Origin of the sequence: Dyella solisilvae, from assembly GCF_003351225.1 — a bacterium.
Lineage (GTDB): Bacteria > Pseudomonadota > Gammaproteobacteria > Xanthomonadales > Rhodanobacteraceae > Dyella > Dyella solisilvae.
In genome coordinates, this window is the sequence record NZ_QQSY01000004.1 from 237,802 (window position 1) to 252,949 (window position 15,148).

Here is a 15,148-nt window from a genome sequence, read left to right on the forward strand (position 1 = left end):
CCAGGGAAACGGACATGACCTACGGCTATTCGCGCAACGCCAGTGCGATGTACCAGGACACCAGCGCGCGCGGAAGCGTGGAAGGCGCCGATCGTCATCAGCTGACCGGCATGCTTTACGACGGTGTTATCGAACGCATCAACCAGGCCCGTGGCGCCATGCGCCGGGGCGATGTGCCGGCCAAGGGCACGCACTTCAGCCGGGCGATCGCCATTATTGGTGAACTTCGCGCAACCCTTGATCACGAGGCGGGCGGCCCGCTCGCAGGGCGGCTCGACGCGCTTTACGACTACGCGACCCGTCGTCTGCTGCACGCCCAGCTCAACAACGATGAGCGCGCTTTGGACGAAGTGATCGAGCTGATCACCCCCATTCGCGATGCCTGGCGCCAGATCCGCGAGAGCTTTCTGGCGACGCAGGGGCGCCCGGCCAGCGCGGCGTGAAGGACGCGCGCATGGTGGCGGAGGAACTCCTGCGAGTCAGCACGGAGATGGTAAGCCTGGCGCAGGCCGGGGCGTGGGGCGATGTGACGGCGCAAGAGGCTGAGCGTGCTCGCCTGCTCGCCCAGTTGCCCGTGGCCGACCCCGCCCAGCGCCAGACGCTGCAGAACTTGCTGGCCCACAATGAGCAGATCCTGCAACTGGCCGGCGCGGCGCGGGATGCGCTGGGTGAGGCGTTGGGCCAGCACCAGCAGCGACATCGCGCGCTCAGCGCCTATCTGCACGCCGGCATCGACTGACTGGCGCGTCGGCAAGTGGCTTGGAGCAAAGCGCGCATAATGCTGCGCAGCTTCTCTGGACTGTCGGAAATCTCTTCGAGCGTCATCCCCTCAAGCGCGGGTATTCCTTGGCTTCCATGCCGCGGAAAGCGGGAGCCAGGTTCCGTGGGGATCGGACTGGCGAGCGGACTCGAGATTCATACCAACCACTTGGCTGTCAGTAGACCGCAATGACCGAGCAAACCTCGCACGTCGATACCTGGCAGGCCTTTTCCAGCCGCATCACCTTCGAAGATGGCTTGCATGCCAGCAGTGTGCCGGTTGACCTGCCGCTAAGTGGCCTGCGCGAAGGGGCCATGCGCGAGCGCAACCTCAACGTGCTGGGGACGCTGGCCGCCTTCGGCGAGCGACGCAACGAGTCGGCGGACGAGGACACGCCGATGGCGCTGGACCTGATGCGCCTGGACAACAAGCTCAACGTCCTGATGGGCATGCTGGATCAGCTGCTCCAGCGCGACCTGCCACTTCCGCCGCGGCAGCCCGTGGAATTCAACGCCATCGGCGCCGTATTGCCCGTGGTGGTCTGGCCCCGGGTACAAGCCGCCGGCCTGCTTCGCCTGCACTTCGACGGTTGCCTGGCATTGCCGCTGGAGCTGCCGGCACGACTCGTGCAGGAGCGTGATATGGATCACGTTTTCGTGGCGTTTGAATTCATGGACGACGTGATGGGTGACGCACTTGAGCGGCTCGTATTCCGTCATCACCGACGCAAAGTGGCAGGTCGTCGACTGACATCACCGTGAGGCGGCGGCCTACACCCTGCTCGTAATGTGACCGCTATCACGTTACGAAAAATCGACACGAAAGTTCTTTGACGCCGTTCTCGTACGAGTGTCGCTGAAGGTCACTTTTCCTGCGCACTGCCAGGTGTCGGTTTGACTAATGAATTCAGCGAGATGCGGCGTACCCTCGAGCATACCCACGGGTCCTGCGACGCCAGGTGACGCGCACCGGCACCTGACGGCGGGCCGAGCTGCCGGAAATCCGTACGACGCTGGCCTTCTTCTTGCTCACTTCCGGACGTGACGGCGTCGAATAGTCGACACGGAAGTAGTGCAGTCCAAGGTTCAGGGGTCCAAAGATGAAGCAGCACGCACGTGAGGGTGGCATGGGGAAGTTCGACGTTCTGGTGATCGAATCGGATCAGCAACGGGCGGAATCCATAGTCTCGGCACTTCAGTTTCTCGGTTATCACCCACAGCGCGGTGACGACGGCATGGAAGTGGACGAGGCGACCCATGCGTGGCGTGCGGTCTTTGTCGGCAACGTCGGCGATGATGCCGCGGCCGAGCAGCAATTCGCCCGGCTTGGCGCCGCCGCGGCGCACGTGATGGTGCTGCTTTCCAACGATTCTCCATGGGTGTCGCGGCTGGGTGCGGATGCTTCGCCGTTTGCGGCGCGGGTGGGCATCGTGGAATTCCCGCTTCGTTATGAGCAGTTGACCGAGGCCATGCGTGGCCCCCAGGTTCCGGCAGCGGCGCGCCGCACGGATCTGCGCCTGGTGGGAAGCTCGGCGCCGATGTCGCGCGTCAACGCCCTCGTGCGCCAGGTGGCACCGTTCGACTCCAGCGTGCTGGTGCTGGGTGAGTCCGGCACTGGCAAGGAGATGGTGGCGCGCGCCATCCATGAATGTTCCTCGCGACGTGACAAGCCGTTCGTGGCGATCAATTGCGGCGCCATTCCGGCCGAGTTGCTGGAGAGCGAACTGTTCGGCCACGAGAAGGGCGCGTTCACCGGCGCCATCAGCACCCGCAAGGGTCGCTTCGAGCTGGCCGAGGGCGGCACGCTGTTCCTCGACGAAATTGGCGACATGAGCCTGCCGATGCAGGTGAAGCTGTTGCGCGTGTTGCAGGAGCGGGTGTTCGAGCGCGTCGGCAGCAATCGTACCCAGCGTTGCGACGTGCGCATCATCGCCGCCACCCATCGCAACCTCGATGCGGCCATCGCCCATGGCCAGTTCCGCGAAGATCTCTACTATCGCCTCAGCGTGTTCCCGCTGGAGATGCCAGCGCTGCGCGAGCATATGGATGACCTGCCGGAACTGGTCGCGGAATTCAACCAGCGCCTGTCCCGTCGTGGCCTGGCCAACGTGCGCTTCAGTGCGGGCGCGATGCATGCGCTGCATGGCTACGCCTGGCCGGGCAACGTGCGCGAATTGAACAACCTGGTGGAGCGCCTGGCCATCCTGTACCCGCACAGCGAGGTGCGGGTGAGCGACCTGCCGGAGAAGTACCGCGGGCAACAGATCGTCGAAGAGGTGCGCGGCGCTGCGCTGCTGTCGCTGATGAACGGGCAGTCCAGCGTGGCGTCGGAATCGACGATGCTGGCGCCTGCCGATTCGCTGGTGATGTTGCCGGAGGGTGGGCTGGACCTGAGGGATCACCTGGCTGACATCGAGGTGGGTCTCATCCGTCAAGCGCTTGACGTCACCGGTGGTGTGGTGGCGCACGCGGCCAAGCTGCTGCGCATGCAGCGCACGACGCTGGTGGAGAAGCTGCGCAAATACGGCCTGCAGCCGAGCCTGCAGGCTTGAGGGCAAAAGTGTGTAGTGAGAAGTGAGCGATGAGAGAGAGCTTATCTCTCGCTACTCACTCCTCTTCACTCACTTCTCGCCCATGGCATGCATCGTGCTTCTACACCCCCGAACATCGTCACGCGTTGGAATTCCGACATGAGCCAGATCGACGTCAACAACCTGTTGTCGCAGATGCGCCAGCTTTCCTCGCAGGTGAAGCCGGCCGAGCAGTCCTTCACTGCGGCAGCGCCCGCGCAGACGGATTTTTCCAACCTGCTCAAGCAGTCCATCGCTTCGGTGGCGGATGCGCAGACGCAGGCCGGGCAGCTGGCGGCAGGCTTCGAGCGCGGCGACGCCGGCGCTGACCTCGGCCACACCATGGTCGCCATCAACAAGGCCGACCTTTCGTTGAACACGCTCACCCAGGTGCGCAACAAACTGGTCGATGCGTACAACAACATCATGAACATGCCGGTCTGACCGGTCTGTCCACGACGCCTACGCATCCACTGAGCACGAGCAGTATTCATGGCCGATAACGCCCTCGCGACCACCGACGACAAGGCCGGTTCTCGCCTGGACCTCAAGCAACTCGCCCGCACTCCGGCAACGCGCCAGCTGCTGTTGCTGGTCGGTGTCGCCGCGGCCGTGGCGCTGGGCGTGGCGGTGGTGCTGTGGTCGCGTGGCCCGAACTACGGCCTGCTGTACGCCGGCCTCGAACAGAAGGATGCCGCCGCCGTTACCCAGGCGCTGCAGGCATCCAACACGCCGTATACGTTGGGCGCAGACGGCAGCTCCATCATGGCGCCGGTCTCGGACCTTGCCGCCATCCGCCTGAAGCTTGCCGCGCAGGGTCTGCCGCAGGGCAGTGCAGCGACTGCGGCCACGCCCGCCGGCGATTCGCCGTTCGGCATGAGCGACCTCGCCGAGCGCACGCGCTACCAGCAGATGCTGGAGACGGATCTGGGCAACACGATTGCCGGCCTGCAGTCGGTGCGCGCGGCGCGCGTGCACCTGGCGCTGCCCAAACCATCGGCCTTCATTCGCGACAACCACGAAGCCAGCGCGTCGGTGTTGGTCACGCTGTACCCCGGCCGGCAGCTTGATGCGAGCCAGGTGGCGGCGATCGTGCACCTGGTGGCGTCGAGCGTGCCGAACCTCGATCCCAAGCAGGTATCCGTGGTCGACCAGCAGGGCCAGCTGCTTACCAGCAGCGATCCCGCCAATGCCAGCGCGGTCGGAGATGCTCGGCTGCGTCTGGCGACGCGCATCGAAAACACCTATGCGCAGCGTATCGAAGAACTGCTGACTCCGCTGGTGGGGCCGGGCAAGGTGCGCGCGCAGGTCTATGCCGACCTGGATTTCAGCGAGACCGAGAAGGCCACGGAGACTTACGGCCACGAACACCCGGCGCTGCGCAGCGAACAGACCAGCAGCCAGCAGCGCACTGGTGAGGCCGGCAATGATGCAGGCGTGCCTGGCGCTCTCAGCAACCAGCCGCCGAACACCGTGGCCCAGCCCACGGCGGCTCGACCGGCCGCGGGCAAGGCGCCGGCCAAGGGCACCGCCGCCACCACCGCGCAGGCCAGCGCGCCGGGCGAGACTTCGAGCAGCGCCACGCGCAACTACGAACTCGACCGCACCATCAGCCACGTGAGCGATCCCGCTGGTCGTCTTGCGCGCCTCACCGTTGCCGTCGTGGTGGACAACAAGTCCGTGCCCGGCGACAAGGGTGGCAGCAAGAGCGTGCCGTTCACCGCGCAGGAACTCGAACACCTGACCACGCTGACCCGCAATGCAGTGGGCTATAGCGAGCCCCGCGGCGACAGCGTCAGCGTGATCAACCAGCCGTTCCACCAGGATGCGACAGGCGACAACGCACCGACCTCGACGCCGTTCTGGGAGCGCCCCGGCATGCTCGACCTGATCAAGCAGGCCGCCGGCATCCTGGTGGCGCTGCTCGTGGCGTTCGGCCTGCTGCGACCGCTGCTTCGCGGTCTGACCCGGGCGCCGTCGCCGGGCAAGGGGCTGGCCGTGGCGGAGGAACCGACGCCGCAGACCATCTCGGTGCGCGTGGACGACGATGAGGGCGACGAGCTGATGCGCCTCAACAGCGTGCCGCCACAGCTGGCCTACGAGCAGCGCATCGGCCTGGCGCGCCGCATGGTCAGCGAGAATCCCAAGCATGTCGCGCAGGTGGTCAAGAGCTGGGTGGGCGAGGATGGCGGCTAAGCGTTCACTCGTCGCCGGCCATGGCGTGGCGCTTCGGAAAGCGCCCCGGCAGCCGATATGCCATGGACCTGTCGCGCGCGTCGCCGCGGCAGGACGACCGGACACGGGAACGCACGCGACCGCGCGGGACAGATCATGAAGGCAGATACACAAATCGGCGGCGCGCAGCGCGCGGCCATCCTGCTGCTCACCCTCGGTGAGCAGGACGCGGCCGAGGTGCTCAAGCACCTCAGTGCGCGTGACGTGCAAGCGGTGGGCACCGCCATGGCGAGCCTCACCAACGTGTCGCGCGATCAGGTCGAGCTGGTGCTCAGCCGCCTCAACGAGGACATGGGTCGCCACACCTCGCTGGGCGTGGGCACCGAGGAGTACATCCGCAAGATCCTGGTCAACGCGCTGGGCGAGAGCAAGGCGGGCGGCCTGATCGACCGCATTCTGCTGGGCCGCACCAGCAAGGGCCTGGAGTCGCTCAAGTGGATGGAGAGCCGCGCCATCGCCGAGATGATCAGCCAGGAGCACCCGCAGATCATCGCCCTGGTGCTGGCGCACCTGGAGCCGGATCAGGCGGCCGAAGTGATCGGCTACCTGCCGCCGCGAACCCGCAGCGACGCGGTGATGCGCATCGCCACGCTCGACGGCGTGCAGCCGCATGCGCTGAACGAGCTGGACGAGATCATGGAGCGCCAGTTCTCCGGCAACACCAAGAAACTCAAGTCGGCCAGCGTGGGTGGCCTCAAGGCCGCCGCCAACATCCTCAATGCGATGGAGACCAGCCGCGAAAACGAGCTGATGGCCGCCATCCGCGGCCACGATGCCGGCCTCGGCGGCCGCATCGAAGAGCTCATGTTCGTGTTCGAGGACCTGGCCGAACTGGACGACCGCAGCATGCAGACGCTATTGCGCGAAGTGCCGACCGCCCGCCTGGTCACCGCGCTCAAGGGCGCAGAGCCTGGCGTGCGCGAGAAGATCTTCGCCAACATGTCCAAGCGCGCCGCCGACATGCTGCGCGACGACCTGGAAGTTTCCGGCCCGGTGCGCCTCAGCGAGGTGGATTCGGCCCAGAAGGAAGTGCTGGCGATAGCCCGCAAGTTGGCTGATTCCGGCGCCATCAACCTCTCCGGCACGGGTGACGAGCTGGTCGCATGAGCGCCGTGATGAGCCGCGACAACCTGGCCATGCTCAAGCGCTGGATGCCGCCGGAAGTCGGCGAGCCCGCAGCGCCGGAGCCGCCACCGCCGCCGCAGGAACCGGTGGCGCAGCCCACCGTGCGCGAGCTCGAGGCGCTGGAACAGCAGGCGCGTGAGGAAGGTTACGCCGCAGGCCACGCCGAGGGCATGGCGGCTGCGCGCGATCTGGTCAATGCCCGTCTCGCGAAACTCGACGCGCTGCTTGGGTCGGCGCATCGCCCGCTGCGGGCGATGGATGAAATGGTGGAGCTGGAGCTTGCACGCCTGGCCATGACCGTGGCGCGTCAGGTGCTGTCGCACGAGTTGCGCACCACGCCCGACCTCGTGGTCGAGGCGGTGCGCCAGGCCACGCTGGCGTTGCCGGCCGCCACCGGCAAGCTGCGCGTGCGCCTTCATGCCGACGATCTGAACCTGTTGCGCTCGCTCGATGTGGCCGAATCGAACTGGCAGCTGGTGGCCGATCCCACCCTCCAGCGCGGCGATTGCGTGCTGGAGAGCGAGCGCTCGCGCCTCGATGCGCGCGTTGAAACGCGGCTGGCCGCGGTGGTTGACGCCGTCCTCGGCGCGGATGCCGACGATGAGGACGCGGACACCGACGAGGTGCTCGGATGAATGCGCCGCCTGGCCACTCGCCCGCGGCGCTGTGGCAGGAGCGTCTGGCGCGCCGTCGCCAGCGCGCGGTGGGCACGCGCACGCTGACGGTCGAAGGCCGCTTGCGTCGCGTGGTCGGCCTCACCCTTGAGGCGGAAGGATGCGAAGCGCCGCTGGGCGCGCGCTGCATGGTCGGCACCGCAGACGGCAGCGAGCTGGACACTGAAGTGGTGGGCTTCGCCGACGAGCGATTGCTGTTGATGCCGGTGACCGAGATGCACGGCGTGCTGCCGAACGCACCTGTGCGCCCCTGTTCGCATGTCAGTGGCCTGCCCGTTGGCACGGCATTGCTGGGTCGCGTGATCGGGGCCGACGGGGCGCCGTTGGACGGCCTTGGGCCGCTGGACGTGGACGAGCATGCCGCGCTCAAGCGCGAGCCGATCAACCCGATGGCGCGCAAGCCGATCGACACGCCACTGGATACCGGCGTGCGCGCGATCAATGCGCTGCTCAGCGTGGGGCGCGGCCAGCGCCTGGGTCTGTTCGCAGGCTCCGGCGTGGGCAAGTCGACCCTGCTGGGCATGATGACTCGCTATACCGACGCCGACGTGGTGGTGGTCGGACTGATCGGCGAGCGTGGCCGCGAAGTGAAGGAATTTGTCGAGCACACGCTCGGGCCGGAAGGGCGCGCGCGTGCGGTGATCGTCGCCGCGCCTGCTGACGCGCCCCCGCTCAAGCGCCTGAGGGGCGCCCAGTACGCCACCGCCATCGCCGAATGGTTCCGTGACCGCGGCCAGCGCGTGCTGCTGCTGATGGACTCGATCACGCGCTACGCCCAGGCCCAGCGCGAGATCGCCCTCGCCATCGGCGAGCCGCCCGCGACCAAGGGCTATCCGCCGTCGGTGTTTGCCATGCTGCCGGCGCTGGTCGAGCGCGCCGGCAACGATGCCGAAGGGCGCGGGTCGATCACCGCGTTCTATACCGTGCTCACCGAGGGCGACGACTATCGCCATGACCCCATCGCCGACGCTTCGCGCGCGATCCTGGATGGCCACATCGTGCTGTCGCGCGACCTGGCCGAAGCCGGCCATTACCCGGCCATCGACATCGAAGCGTCGATCAGCCGCGTGATGCCGGCCGTGGTGCAACGCGAGCACCTGCGAGCGGCGCAGCGCTTCCGACAGGTGTATTCGGCCTATCGCCAGCAGCGTGACCTGATCGCCGTGGGCGCCTATCAGAAGGGGTCCGATCCCCAGGTCGACCATGCCATCGCCATGTGGCCGCGCCTGCGAGACTTCCTGCAGCAGGAAGTGGACGCGCCGACCACCCTGGCCGACGCCATCGCTGCCCTCGAGAATCTGACCGCCGGGAGCAAGCCGTGAGTTCCCGTGCGAACCGCCTCCAGCCTGCCGCGGATCTGGCGCGCGAGCGCCAGGAGCAGGCCATGCAGAAGCTGGCCGAGCAGCAGCAGCGCATGGCCAAGGCCGAGCAGCAACTGGTCGAGCTGGAGCGCTATCGCGAGGAATACTCGCAGACGGCCGGCGGCGTCAGCGTGGCGGTGCTGCTCAACCGTCGCCAGTTCGTCGAGCGCATCGACCAGGTGATCGGCCAGCAGCGCATCGAGGTGGCGCGCCAGCAGCGTCACCTCGACCACATGCGCGGGCAGTGGCGCGAAGCCCATGCACGCGAACAGGCGCTGGGCAGCGTGATTGATCGCTACCGCGAGCAGGAGCGCAAGAGCGAAGAGCGCCGCGAACAGAACGAGATCGACGAGCGCATGCAGCACCGTCGCCCCGCGCGGGATTGGTCGCGATGATCGCGCGACGCCGCCACCCCATGGAGATCTCCCCGTGACTTCTTCTGTCGCCTTGGCCGTTCCCGCCACGCCTGCCACGAACACCGCGGCGCCTGTGTCGCAACCAAGTGCTGCGACCGCAGCCGGTTCCGGCAGCTTCGCCCAGCCACTGGCCCAGGCTCGCCAGCAACAGGCGGCGACGCCGGCGACATCGGCGACTCTCGCAAAACCAGCACAGCAGTCGCCGTCACAGCCATCCGCATCAGCGCCGACGCCTGCGGCGCCTTTGACGCCAACGCAGTCCGCGACGACCGGCGTCAACACCCATGCGTCGCATGGCGCCGCCGCGCACGAGAAGGACGAGGACCAGACATCGTCCTCGATGCCTTCAGGCGCCGCGGCAGCGATGCTGGCCTTGCTGGGGCAGAGCATTCCCGCCAACGCCACGCCGACACCGTCCGCTTCGTCAACCGCCAACGCCAACAACACCGCGTTGGCTGCGACTTCATTGCAGGCAGCGATGCCGGCTAGCACATTGCCGGGCGTGCTTCAGGCCACCGGGCAGAGTCAGTCGGATGCCGACGACCTGGTGGATACCGCAAAGTCCCTCGACGCACTTGCCGACAAGGCTCTGGCGGATTCAGGCGCCGATGAGGACGACACCGCGACGCCAGTGGCGTCGGGGGATTCGGCGGGCGCCACCAAGGTGCTCGCCGCATTGACGGCATCCGCCTCGTCGAGCAAAGGGTCCAGCGATCACAGCGATCCGCTGGAAGCGCTGCGTGCGATGACGGCCGCGCCGCTGCAGCAGGCGCCCGCTCAAACACTGGTCACGCCAGCCGCGCACTCGCTCACCATGCAGGCCAGCGCCGGCACGCCCGCCTTCGCCCAGGAACTCGGCCAGCAGGTGGCGTGGCTGGGCGGGCAGGACGTGAAACAGGCACGCATCCGGCTACACCCGGAAGACCTGGGCGAGCTGGACGTGAAAGTCAGCGTGCAGCACGGCAGCGTGGACGTGAGCTTTGTTGCCCAGCATCCGCAGGCGGTGCACGCGGTGCAACAGACGCTGGGCCAGCTCGACAGCATGCTTGCCCACCACGGTCTTACGCTCGGTCAGGCGCAGGTCGGGCAGGGCGGGCGCGGCGGCGAGCAGGGTCAGGGCACGAATGCGAGCGGCGCCGCCGGGGCTGACACTGGCAATGGTGAAGGCAGTGAGCTGGCTGCGATCGCAGCTCCCGTCGTGAAAGCGGTGGGGTTGCTCGACATGTTTGCCTGAGGTCGTCTCAGTCCGCGCACTGCGCTCGCGGCGCGTCGAAAGACCGTCCGCTTTGCCCGTCATTCCCGCGCAGGCGGGAATCCAGTGACTTTCACGGCGCGCTTTAAAGCAAAGATGCGGGATTACTCGCTGCGCTCTCTCCTTCGAAGGGCGCCCCAAGGGACTTCTTCGCGCCTCGCGCCTCGCGCCTGTGCCGCATTCGTGGGGATGAGAAGTCGCGGGTCGCGCCTTCCTTCGTGGCGAGCACGTTTGCCGACGACCTTTCGACTGCCGCCATCGCAGCGTCGCGACTGATCCCTGTCGCGCGTCAAGAAAGCGGCGCCGCATCCTGCGATTTCCCGCAAATCAAGCTGCCATAACGGTTTTCAGCGCTGGCATGGCACTTGCTATCGATGGCCATGGGCGATCCGTGTCGGATCGCCGCGGCATACGTGAGAGATAGGGATCGGCATGGCTCAGAACGAGCAGACGGCGGAAGGCGCCGGCGCTGGCGGCAACAAGGGTTCTTCCAAGGCAGTGATGATGATGGCGGTGGCCATGCTGGCCATGGCTGGCGTCAGCACCTATGTGCTGCTTGGCGCGCGCAACGCTCATCAGGACGGCGCCCAGGAAGAGGCCAAGGTGGCGCTGTCCAAGCAGGAGCAGTACCTGGCCATGGATCCGCCGTTCGTGGTGAATTTCAAGGATGACCAGTCCATGCGATTCCTGCAGGTCGGCGTCAGCCTGATGTCGCACGACGGCGCCGCGTTGGCCGCCGCCAAGGATGCCGAACCGGTCATCCGCAATGCGTTGGTGATGCTGTTCAGCAGCCAGGACTACGGCATCCTCAGCGACGCCGCCGGCAAGCAGAAGCTGCAGGCGCAGGCGCTGGAGGCGGTTCGCAAGATCGTCGAGAAGCGTCTGGGCCGGCCCGGCGTTGAAGCTCTGTACTTCACCAGCTTTGTGATGCAGTGACGGAGCCGGGTCGATGAGCGATCTGCTTTCCCAGGAAGAGATCGACGCCCTCCTCGACGGCGTGGAGGGTGGTGCGGTCGAGACCGGCAACGACGAGCCGCTGCCGCGTGACGCGGTCATCGCCTACGACTTCACCCAGCAGGACCGCATCGTGCGCGGCCGCCTGCCCACGCTGGAGATGGTGAACGACCGCTTCGCCCGCTTCTTCCGCAGCGCCGTGTTCGGTGTGCTGCGCAAGGCCTGCGAGGTGTCGGTGCTCGGCGTGAAGATGATCAAGTTCGCCGAGTACGTGCATGCGCTGGCCGTGCCGAGCAACCTCAACCTGGTGCGCATCAAGCCGCTGCGCGGCACCGCGCTGGTGGTGATGGAGCCGCGCCTGGTGTTCACCGTGATCGACAATTTCTTTGGCGGCGACGGGCGCTTCCATGCGCGCATCGAGGGTCGTGATTTCACGCCCACCGAGAATCGCGTCATCCAGATCATGCTCACCGAACTGTTCGCCTCGATGACCGAGGCATGGGCGCCGGTGATGCCGCTGAACTTCGAGTACCTCAACTCGGAGATCAACCCGCAGTTCGCCAACATCGTCAGCCCTACTGAAACGGTGGTGGTCTCGAAATTCCACGTTGAACTCGATGGCGGCGGCGGCGAAGTGCACCTCACCCTGCCGTACGCGATGATCGAGCCGATCCGCACCTTGCTCGACGCGGGCGTGCAGAGCGATCGCGTCGATCGCGACGATCGCTGGGCCGAGACGCTGCAAGACGAGGTGCTCGACGCCGAGGTGGAGCTCAGCGCGCTCCTGCTGGAGATGCGCGTGAGCATCGGCGAGTTCCTGCGCCTGCGCCCGGGTGATGTTCTTCCCATCCAGTTGCCAGAGCTGTGCACCGTCTTCGCCGAGGACGTGCCGGTATTTCGTGGTCGCTATGGCCAGTCCAGCGGCCGCACCGCCATTCGCTTCAACACGCCGACGGGTCGCCGCGAAATGCGCCTGTCGACGGAACCAGTCACGGAGAAGAGCCTCGCATGACCCCGACCAACGACGCAGCCGGCGCCCATCGCGTCGAATTCGACCCGCTCACTTCGCCGCCGGCCGAGGGCGCCGACGTCAATCTGGACATGATCCTGGATGTGCCGGTGACGCTGGCCATGGAAGTGGGCCGTACCCGCATCAGCATCCGCAATTTGCTGCAGCTCAATCAGGGCTCGGTGGTGGAGCTTGACCGTTCGGCCGGTGAGCCGCTGGACGTGTTCGTCAACGGCACCCTGGTGGCGCACGGCGAAGTGGTGGTGATCAACGAGCGCTTCGGTATCCGTCTGACCGACGTGATCAGCCCCGCTGAACGCGTGCGCAAGCTGCGGTGAACTGCATGATGCTTGCCCTGGCCCTGCCGGTTGCGGCCGCTCCCGACATCAACGTGGGTGGCGAACTGGTGCGCGTATTGTTGAGCCTGTTCGGGATCGTTGCGCTGATCTTCGCCGCTGGTTGGTTGAGTCGCCGGTTGCAGGCGCGCACCATGCCCGGCGGACGCCGCCTGCGCTGCGTCGAGACCATGGCCGTGGGCGCGCGCGATCGCCTGCTGCTGATCGACGCCGACGGCAAGCGCCTGTTGGTGGGCGTGGGGCAGGGTGGCATGCGTACGCTGCACGTGTACGACGGCGCAGCGCCCGAGCCGGGCCCGATGCCACCCGTGCAAGGGTTCGGTGACGTGCTGGCTCGCTGGAAGCGCACGCCATGAAGAAATACCGTCGCTGGATCCTTCTGCTGACCCTGCTGATGGTTCCGCTGTTCGCTTGGGCGGCGCCCGCGATGCCGACGATGCCGACGATGCCGGCGTCGCCCGCAGGGATCCCCGTATTGACCGTGCAGAATGCGCCGGGCGGCGCGCAGAACTGGACGCTGTCGCTGCAGGTGTTGGCGCTGATGACGGTGCTCACGCTGCTGCCGGCCGTGCTGCTGATGATGACCTCGTTCACGCGCATCATCATCGTGCTGGGCTTCTTGCGTCAGGCGCTGGGCACGCAGTCCACCCCGTCCAACCAGATCCTTCTTGGCCTGTCGCTGTTCCTCACCCTGTTCGTGATGTCGCCGGTGCTCAACCGCGCCTACACCGACGGCGTGAAGCCATACATGGACGGCCAGATCGGCGCCGAGCAGGCCGTGCCCGCGGCCGCGGCGCCGTTCAAGCGCTTCATGCTCGACCAGACGCGCGAGGCCGACCTGCAGCTGTTCACCCGCCTGGCCAATGAGCAGCCCTATGCCAGCAAGGACGACGTACCGTTCCGCGTGGCGATGCCGGCCTTCGTCACCAGCGAGCTCAAGACGGCGTTCCAGATGGGCTTCCTGCTGTTCATCCCGTTCCTGATCATCGATCTGGTGGTGGCCAGCGTGCTGATGTCGATGGGCATGATGATGGTGTCGCCGACGATCATCTCGTTGCCCTTCAAGATCATGCTGTTCGTGCTGGTCGATGGATGGACGCTGCTGCTGGGGACGCTGGCGGGGAGTTTTTACACGTGATCCGTGCGCCGCGTATTTCTCCCTCTCCCCTCCGGGGAGAGGGTTGGGGTGAGGGGTGGGTGCTTGCGGAAGCGCACAGTCTCCTCACCGTCATTCCGGCGCAGGCCGGAATCCAGGGGCGATCACGCGGCACCGAGCCTCACGGCTGCTGGATCCCGGCCTACGCCGGGATGACGAGAATGAAGGGTTTTCGCGAGCACCCACCCCTCACCCCAACCCTCTCCCCAGAGGGGAGAGGGAGCAAGGCGGTGCGCCATGACGCCTGAGTCCGTCATCGAGTTCGGCCAGCACGCCCTCTACGTGGCGATGATGGTCGCCGCGCCGCTGCTGCTCACCGCGCTGCTGGTGGGCCTGGTGATCGGCGTGGTGCAGGCGGCCACGCAGATCAACGAAATGACCCTTAGTTTCATCCCCAAGGTGATCGCCATGGCCACGGTCGGGCTGATCGCCGGGCCGTGGATGTTGCGAACGCTGGTCCAGTTCACCCGCCAACTGATCGAGAGTCTGCCGGGGGCGGTGAAATGACCAGCGTCGACCTGGCCGACATCCAGCGCCTGCTTGGTTCGCTGCTGTGGGCCATGGGGCGGGTCGGTGGGTTATGTCTGATCGCGCCGGTGTTCGGTGACTCGGTGTTGCCCCAGCGCATCCGCCTGGGGCTGATGCTGGTGCTCGCCTTCGTGCTGGCGCCGCTGGCGCCGACCAGCATCGACCTGATGTCAGCCGATGGCGTCGCCACCATGGTGAGCCAGGTGCTGATCGGCGCTGCGGTCGGCTTCGTGCTGAAGCTGGCGTTCGAGGCGGTCTCGCTCGGCGGGCAGCTGGTGGGGCAGAGCATGAGCCTGGGTTTTGCCGAAACGGTGGACCCGCGTGGTGGCGGCAGTTCGCCGGTGCTCAGCCAGTTCTACCTGCTGATGGTGACGCTGTTGTTCCTCGCGATGGACGGCCATCTGCGCCTGATCGCGTTGCTGGCGGACAGTTTCCGCAGCCTGCCGCCCGGCCAGTCGGCCATCGATGGCAACGGCTTGCATGCGGTGGTGGCGTTCGCCGCGCACCTGTTCGGTGGCGCGGTGCGCGTGGCCTTGCCGGCGATGACCTCGCTGCTCATGGTCAATATCGGCTTTGCCGCGATCAGCCGTGCGGCGCCGTCGATGAACCTTTTCGCGGTGGGTTTTCCGATCACCGTGACCCTGGGTTTCGTGGCGCTGTGGCTGTCGATGCGCAGTGTGCCCGGCGCATTCGAGTCGCTGCAGACGAACGCCTGGGCGCTGATGCACGAACTGGTGGGCGGTTGAGGAGGCC

The 15,148-nt window shown here is 66.6% G+C and carries 18 protein-coding genes; all 18 read left to right on the forward strand.

Features of this window, described 5'->3' with window-relative positions:
* Nucleotides 1-14 precede the first annotated feature (14 nt).
* On the forward strand, nt 15-443 hold the full coding sequence (gene fliS / locus DVT68_RS15710) for a flagellar export chaperone FliS (protein WP_114826043.1): 429 nt from the start codon (nt 15-17) through the stop codon (nt 441-443).
* Complete coding sequence (locus tag DVT68_RS15715) at nt 440-739, forward strand: flagellar protein FliT (RefSeq protein WP_114826044.1); 300 nt, start codon at nt 440-442, stop codon at nt 737-739. The genes fliS and DVT68_RS15715 overlap by 4 nt, the downstream gene beginning before the upstream one ends.
* Before the next feature lie 209 nt (nt 740-948).
* Complete coding sequence (locus tag DVT68_RS15720) at nt 949-1,521, forward strand: PilZ domain-containing protein (protein ID WP_114826045.1); 573 nt, start codon at nt 949-951, stop codon at nt 1,519-1,521.
* Nucleotides 1,522-1,886: 365 nt separating this feature from the next.
* Nucleotides 1,887-3,311 (forward strand): sigma-54 dependent transcriptional regulator, encoded by a 1,425-nt coding sequence (locus tag DVT68_RS15725; protein WP_114826144.1) that lies wholly within the window; start codon nt 1,887-1,889, stop codon nt 3,309-3,311.
* Nucleotides 3,312-3,449: 138 nt separating this feature from the next.
* Nucleotides 3,450-3,773 (forward strand): flagellar hook-basal body complex protein FliE, encoded by a 324-nt coding sequence (fliE, locus tag DVT68_RS15730; RefSeq protein WP_114826046.1) that lies wholly within the window; start codon nt 3,450-3,452, stop codon nt 3,771-3,773.
* A gap of 48 nt (nt 3,774-3,821) precedes the next feature.
* Nucleotides 3,822-5,525 carry a flagellar basal-body MS-ring/collar protein FliF gene (gene fliF, locus DVT68_RS15735; RefSeq protein ID WP_114826047.1) on the forward strand — a complete coding sequence of 568 codons (1,704 nt, stop codon included), beginning with the start codon at nt 3,822-3,824 and terminating at the stop codon, nt 5,523-5,525.
* Between the two features lie 153 nt (nt 5,526-5,678).
* Nucleotides 5,679-6,671, forward strand: coding sequence for a flagellar motor switch protein FliG (fliG, locus tag DVT68_RS15740; RefSeq protein ID WP_199536094.1), 993 nt, complete (start codon nt 5,679-5,681; stop codon nt 6,669-6,671).
* Nucleotides 6,668-7,324: a flagellar assembly protein FliH gene (locus tag DVT68_RS15745; RefSeq protein WP_114826049.1), complete on the forward strand. Its 657-nt coding sequence runs from the start codon at nt 6,668-6,670 to the stop codon at nt 7,322-7,324. Before fliG ends, DVT68_RS15745 begins: the two co-directional genes overlap by 4 nt.
* A complete protein-coding gene (gene fliI / locus DVT68_RS15750) occupies nt 7,321-8,685 on the forward strand; it encodes a flagellar protein export ATPase FliI (protein WP_114826050.1) in 1,365 nt (454 codons plus the stop codon). The genes DVT68_RS15745 and fliI overlap by 4 nt, the downstream gene beginning before the upstream one ends.
* Complete coding sequence (fliJ, locus tag DVT68_RS15755) at nt 8,682-9,119, forward strand: flagellar export protein FliJ (RefSeq protein WP_114826051.1); 438 nt, start codon at nt 8,682-8,684, stop codon at nt 9,117-9,119. Before fliI ends, fliJ begins: the two co-directional genes overlap by 4 nt.
* A gap of 34 nt (nt 9,120-9,153) precedes the next feature.
* Entirely contained in the window at nt 9,154-10,374 is a 1,221-nt protein-coding gene (locus DVT68_RS15760) for a flagellar hook-length control protein FliK (protein WP_147281750.1), read from the forward strand.
* A gap of 450 nt (nt 10,375-10,824) precedes the next feature.
* Nucleotides 10,825-11,328, forward strand: a complete 504-nt coding sequence (locus DVT68_RS15765; protein ID WP_114826053.1) for a flagellar basal body-associated FliL family protein — start codon at nt 10,825-10,827, stop codon at nt 11,326-11,328.
* A gap of 13 nt (nt 11,329-11,341) precedes the next feature.
* Nucleotides 11,342-12,358 carry a flagellar motor switch protein FliM gene (gene fliM, locus DVT68_RS15770; RefSeq protein ID WP_114826054.1) on the forward strand — a complete coding sequence of 339 codons (1,017 nt, stop codon included), beginning with the start codon at nt 11,342-11,344 and terminating at the stop codon, nt 12,356-12,358.
* Nucleotides 12,355-12,693 (forward strand): flagellar motor switch protein FliN, encoded by a 339-nt coding sequence (fliN, locus tag DVT68_RS15775; RefSeq protein WP_114826055.1) that lies wholly within the window; start codon nt 12,355-12,357, stop codon nt 12,691-12,693. The genes fliM and fliN overlap by 4 nt, the downstream gene beginning before the upstream one ends.
* A 5-nt stretch (nt 12,694-12,698) precedes the next feature.
* On the forward strand, nt 12,699-13,067 hold the full coding sequence (gene fliO, locus DVT68_RS15780; protein ID WP_233523512.1) for a flagellar biosynthetic protein FliO: 369 nt from the start codon (nt 12,699-12,701) through the stop codon (nt 13,065-13,067).
* Complete coding sequence (gene fliP / locus DVT68_RS15785) at nt 13,064-13,849, forward strand: flagellar type III secretion system pore protein FliP (RefSeq protein WP_114826056.1); 786 nt, start codon at nt 13,064-13,066, stop codon at nt 13,847-13,849. Before fliO ends, fliP begins: the two co-directional genes overlap by 4 nt.
* A 255-nt stretch (nt 13,850-14,104) precedes the next feature.
* Nucleotides 14,105-14,374, forward strand: a complete 270-nt coding sequence (fliQ, locus tag DVT68_RS15790) for a flagellar biosynthesis protein FliQ (RefSeq protein ID WP_114826057.1) — start codon at nt 14,105-14,107, stop codon at nt 14,372-14,374.
* Entirely contained in the window at nt 14,371-15,141 is a 771-nt protein-coding gene (gene fliR, locus DVT68_RS15795; RefSeq protein WP_114826058.1) for a flagellar biosynthetic protein FliR, read from the forward strand. Before fliQ ends, fliR begins: the two co-directional genes overlap by 4 nt.
* The last annotated feature ends 7 nt before the right edge of the window (nt 15,142-15,148 follow it).

Bases quoted from the DNA above. Each gene is read 5' to 3' on its own strand.
- fliO (WP_233523512.1), top strand. From the start codon at position 12,699: ATGATGCTTGCCCTGGCCCTGCCGGTTGCGGCCGCTCCCGACATCAAC.
- fliR (WP_114826058.1), top strand. From the start codon at position 14,371: ATGACCAGCGTCGACCTGGCCGACATCCAGCGCCTGCTTGGTTCGCTG.
- DVT68_RS15725 (WP_114826144.1), top strand. From the start codon at position 1,887: ATGGGGAAGTTCGACGTTCTGGTGATCGAATCGGATCAGCAACGGGCG.
- fliE (WP_114826046.1), top strand. From the start codon at position 3,450: ATGAGCCAGATCGACGTCAACAACCTGTTGTCGCAGATGCGCCAGCTT.
- fliF (WP_114826047.1), top strand. From the start codon at position 3,822: ATGGCCGATAACGCCCTCGCGACCACCGACGACAAGGCCGGTTCTCGC.
- fliS (WP_114826043.1), top strand. From the start codon at position 15: ATGACCTACGGCTATTCGCGCAACGCCAGTGCGATGTACCAGGACACC.
- DVT68_RS15765 (WP_114826053.1), top strand. From the start codon at position 10,825: ATGGCTCAGAACGAGCAGACGGCGGAAGGCGCCGGCGCTGGCGGCAAC.
- fliQ (WP_114826057.1), top strand. From the start codon at position 14,105: ATGACGCCTGAGTCCGTCATCGAGTTCGGCCAGCACGCCCTCTACGTG.
- DVT68_RS15720 (WP_114826045.1), top strand. From the start codon at position 949: ATGACCGAGCAAACCTCGCACGTCGATACCTGGCAGGCCTTTTCCAGC.
- fliI (WP_114826050.1), top strand. From the start codon at position 7,321: ATGAATGCGCCGCCTGGCCACTCGCCCGCGGCGCTGTGGCAGGAGCGT.
- DVT68_RS15745 (WP_114826049.1), top strand. From the start codon at position 6,668: ATGAGCGCCGTGATGAGCCGCGACAACCTGGCCATGCTCAAGCGCTGG.
- fliP (WP_114826056.1), top strand. From the start codon at position 13,064: ATGAAGAAATACCGTCGCTGGATCCTTCTGCTGACCCTGCTGATGGTT.
- fliM (WP_114826054.1), top strand. From the start codon at position 11,342: ATGAGCGATCTGCTTTCCCAGGAAGAGATCGACGCCCTCCTCGACGGC.
- fliN (WP_114826055.1), top strand. From the start codon at position 12,355: ATGACCCCGACCAACGACGCAGCCGGCGCCCATCGCGTCGAATTCGAC.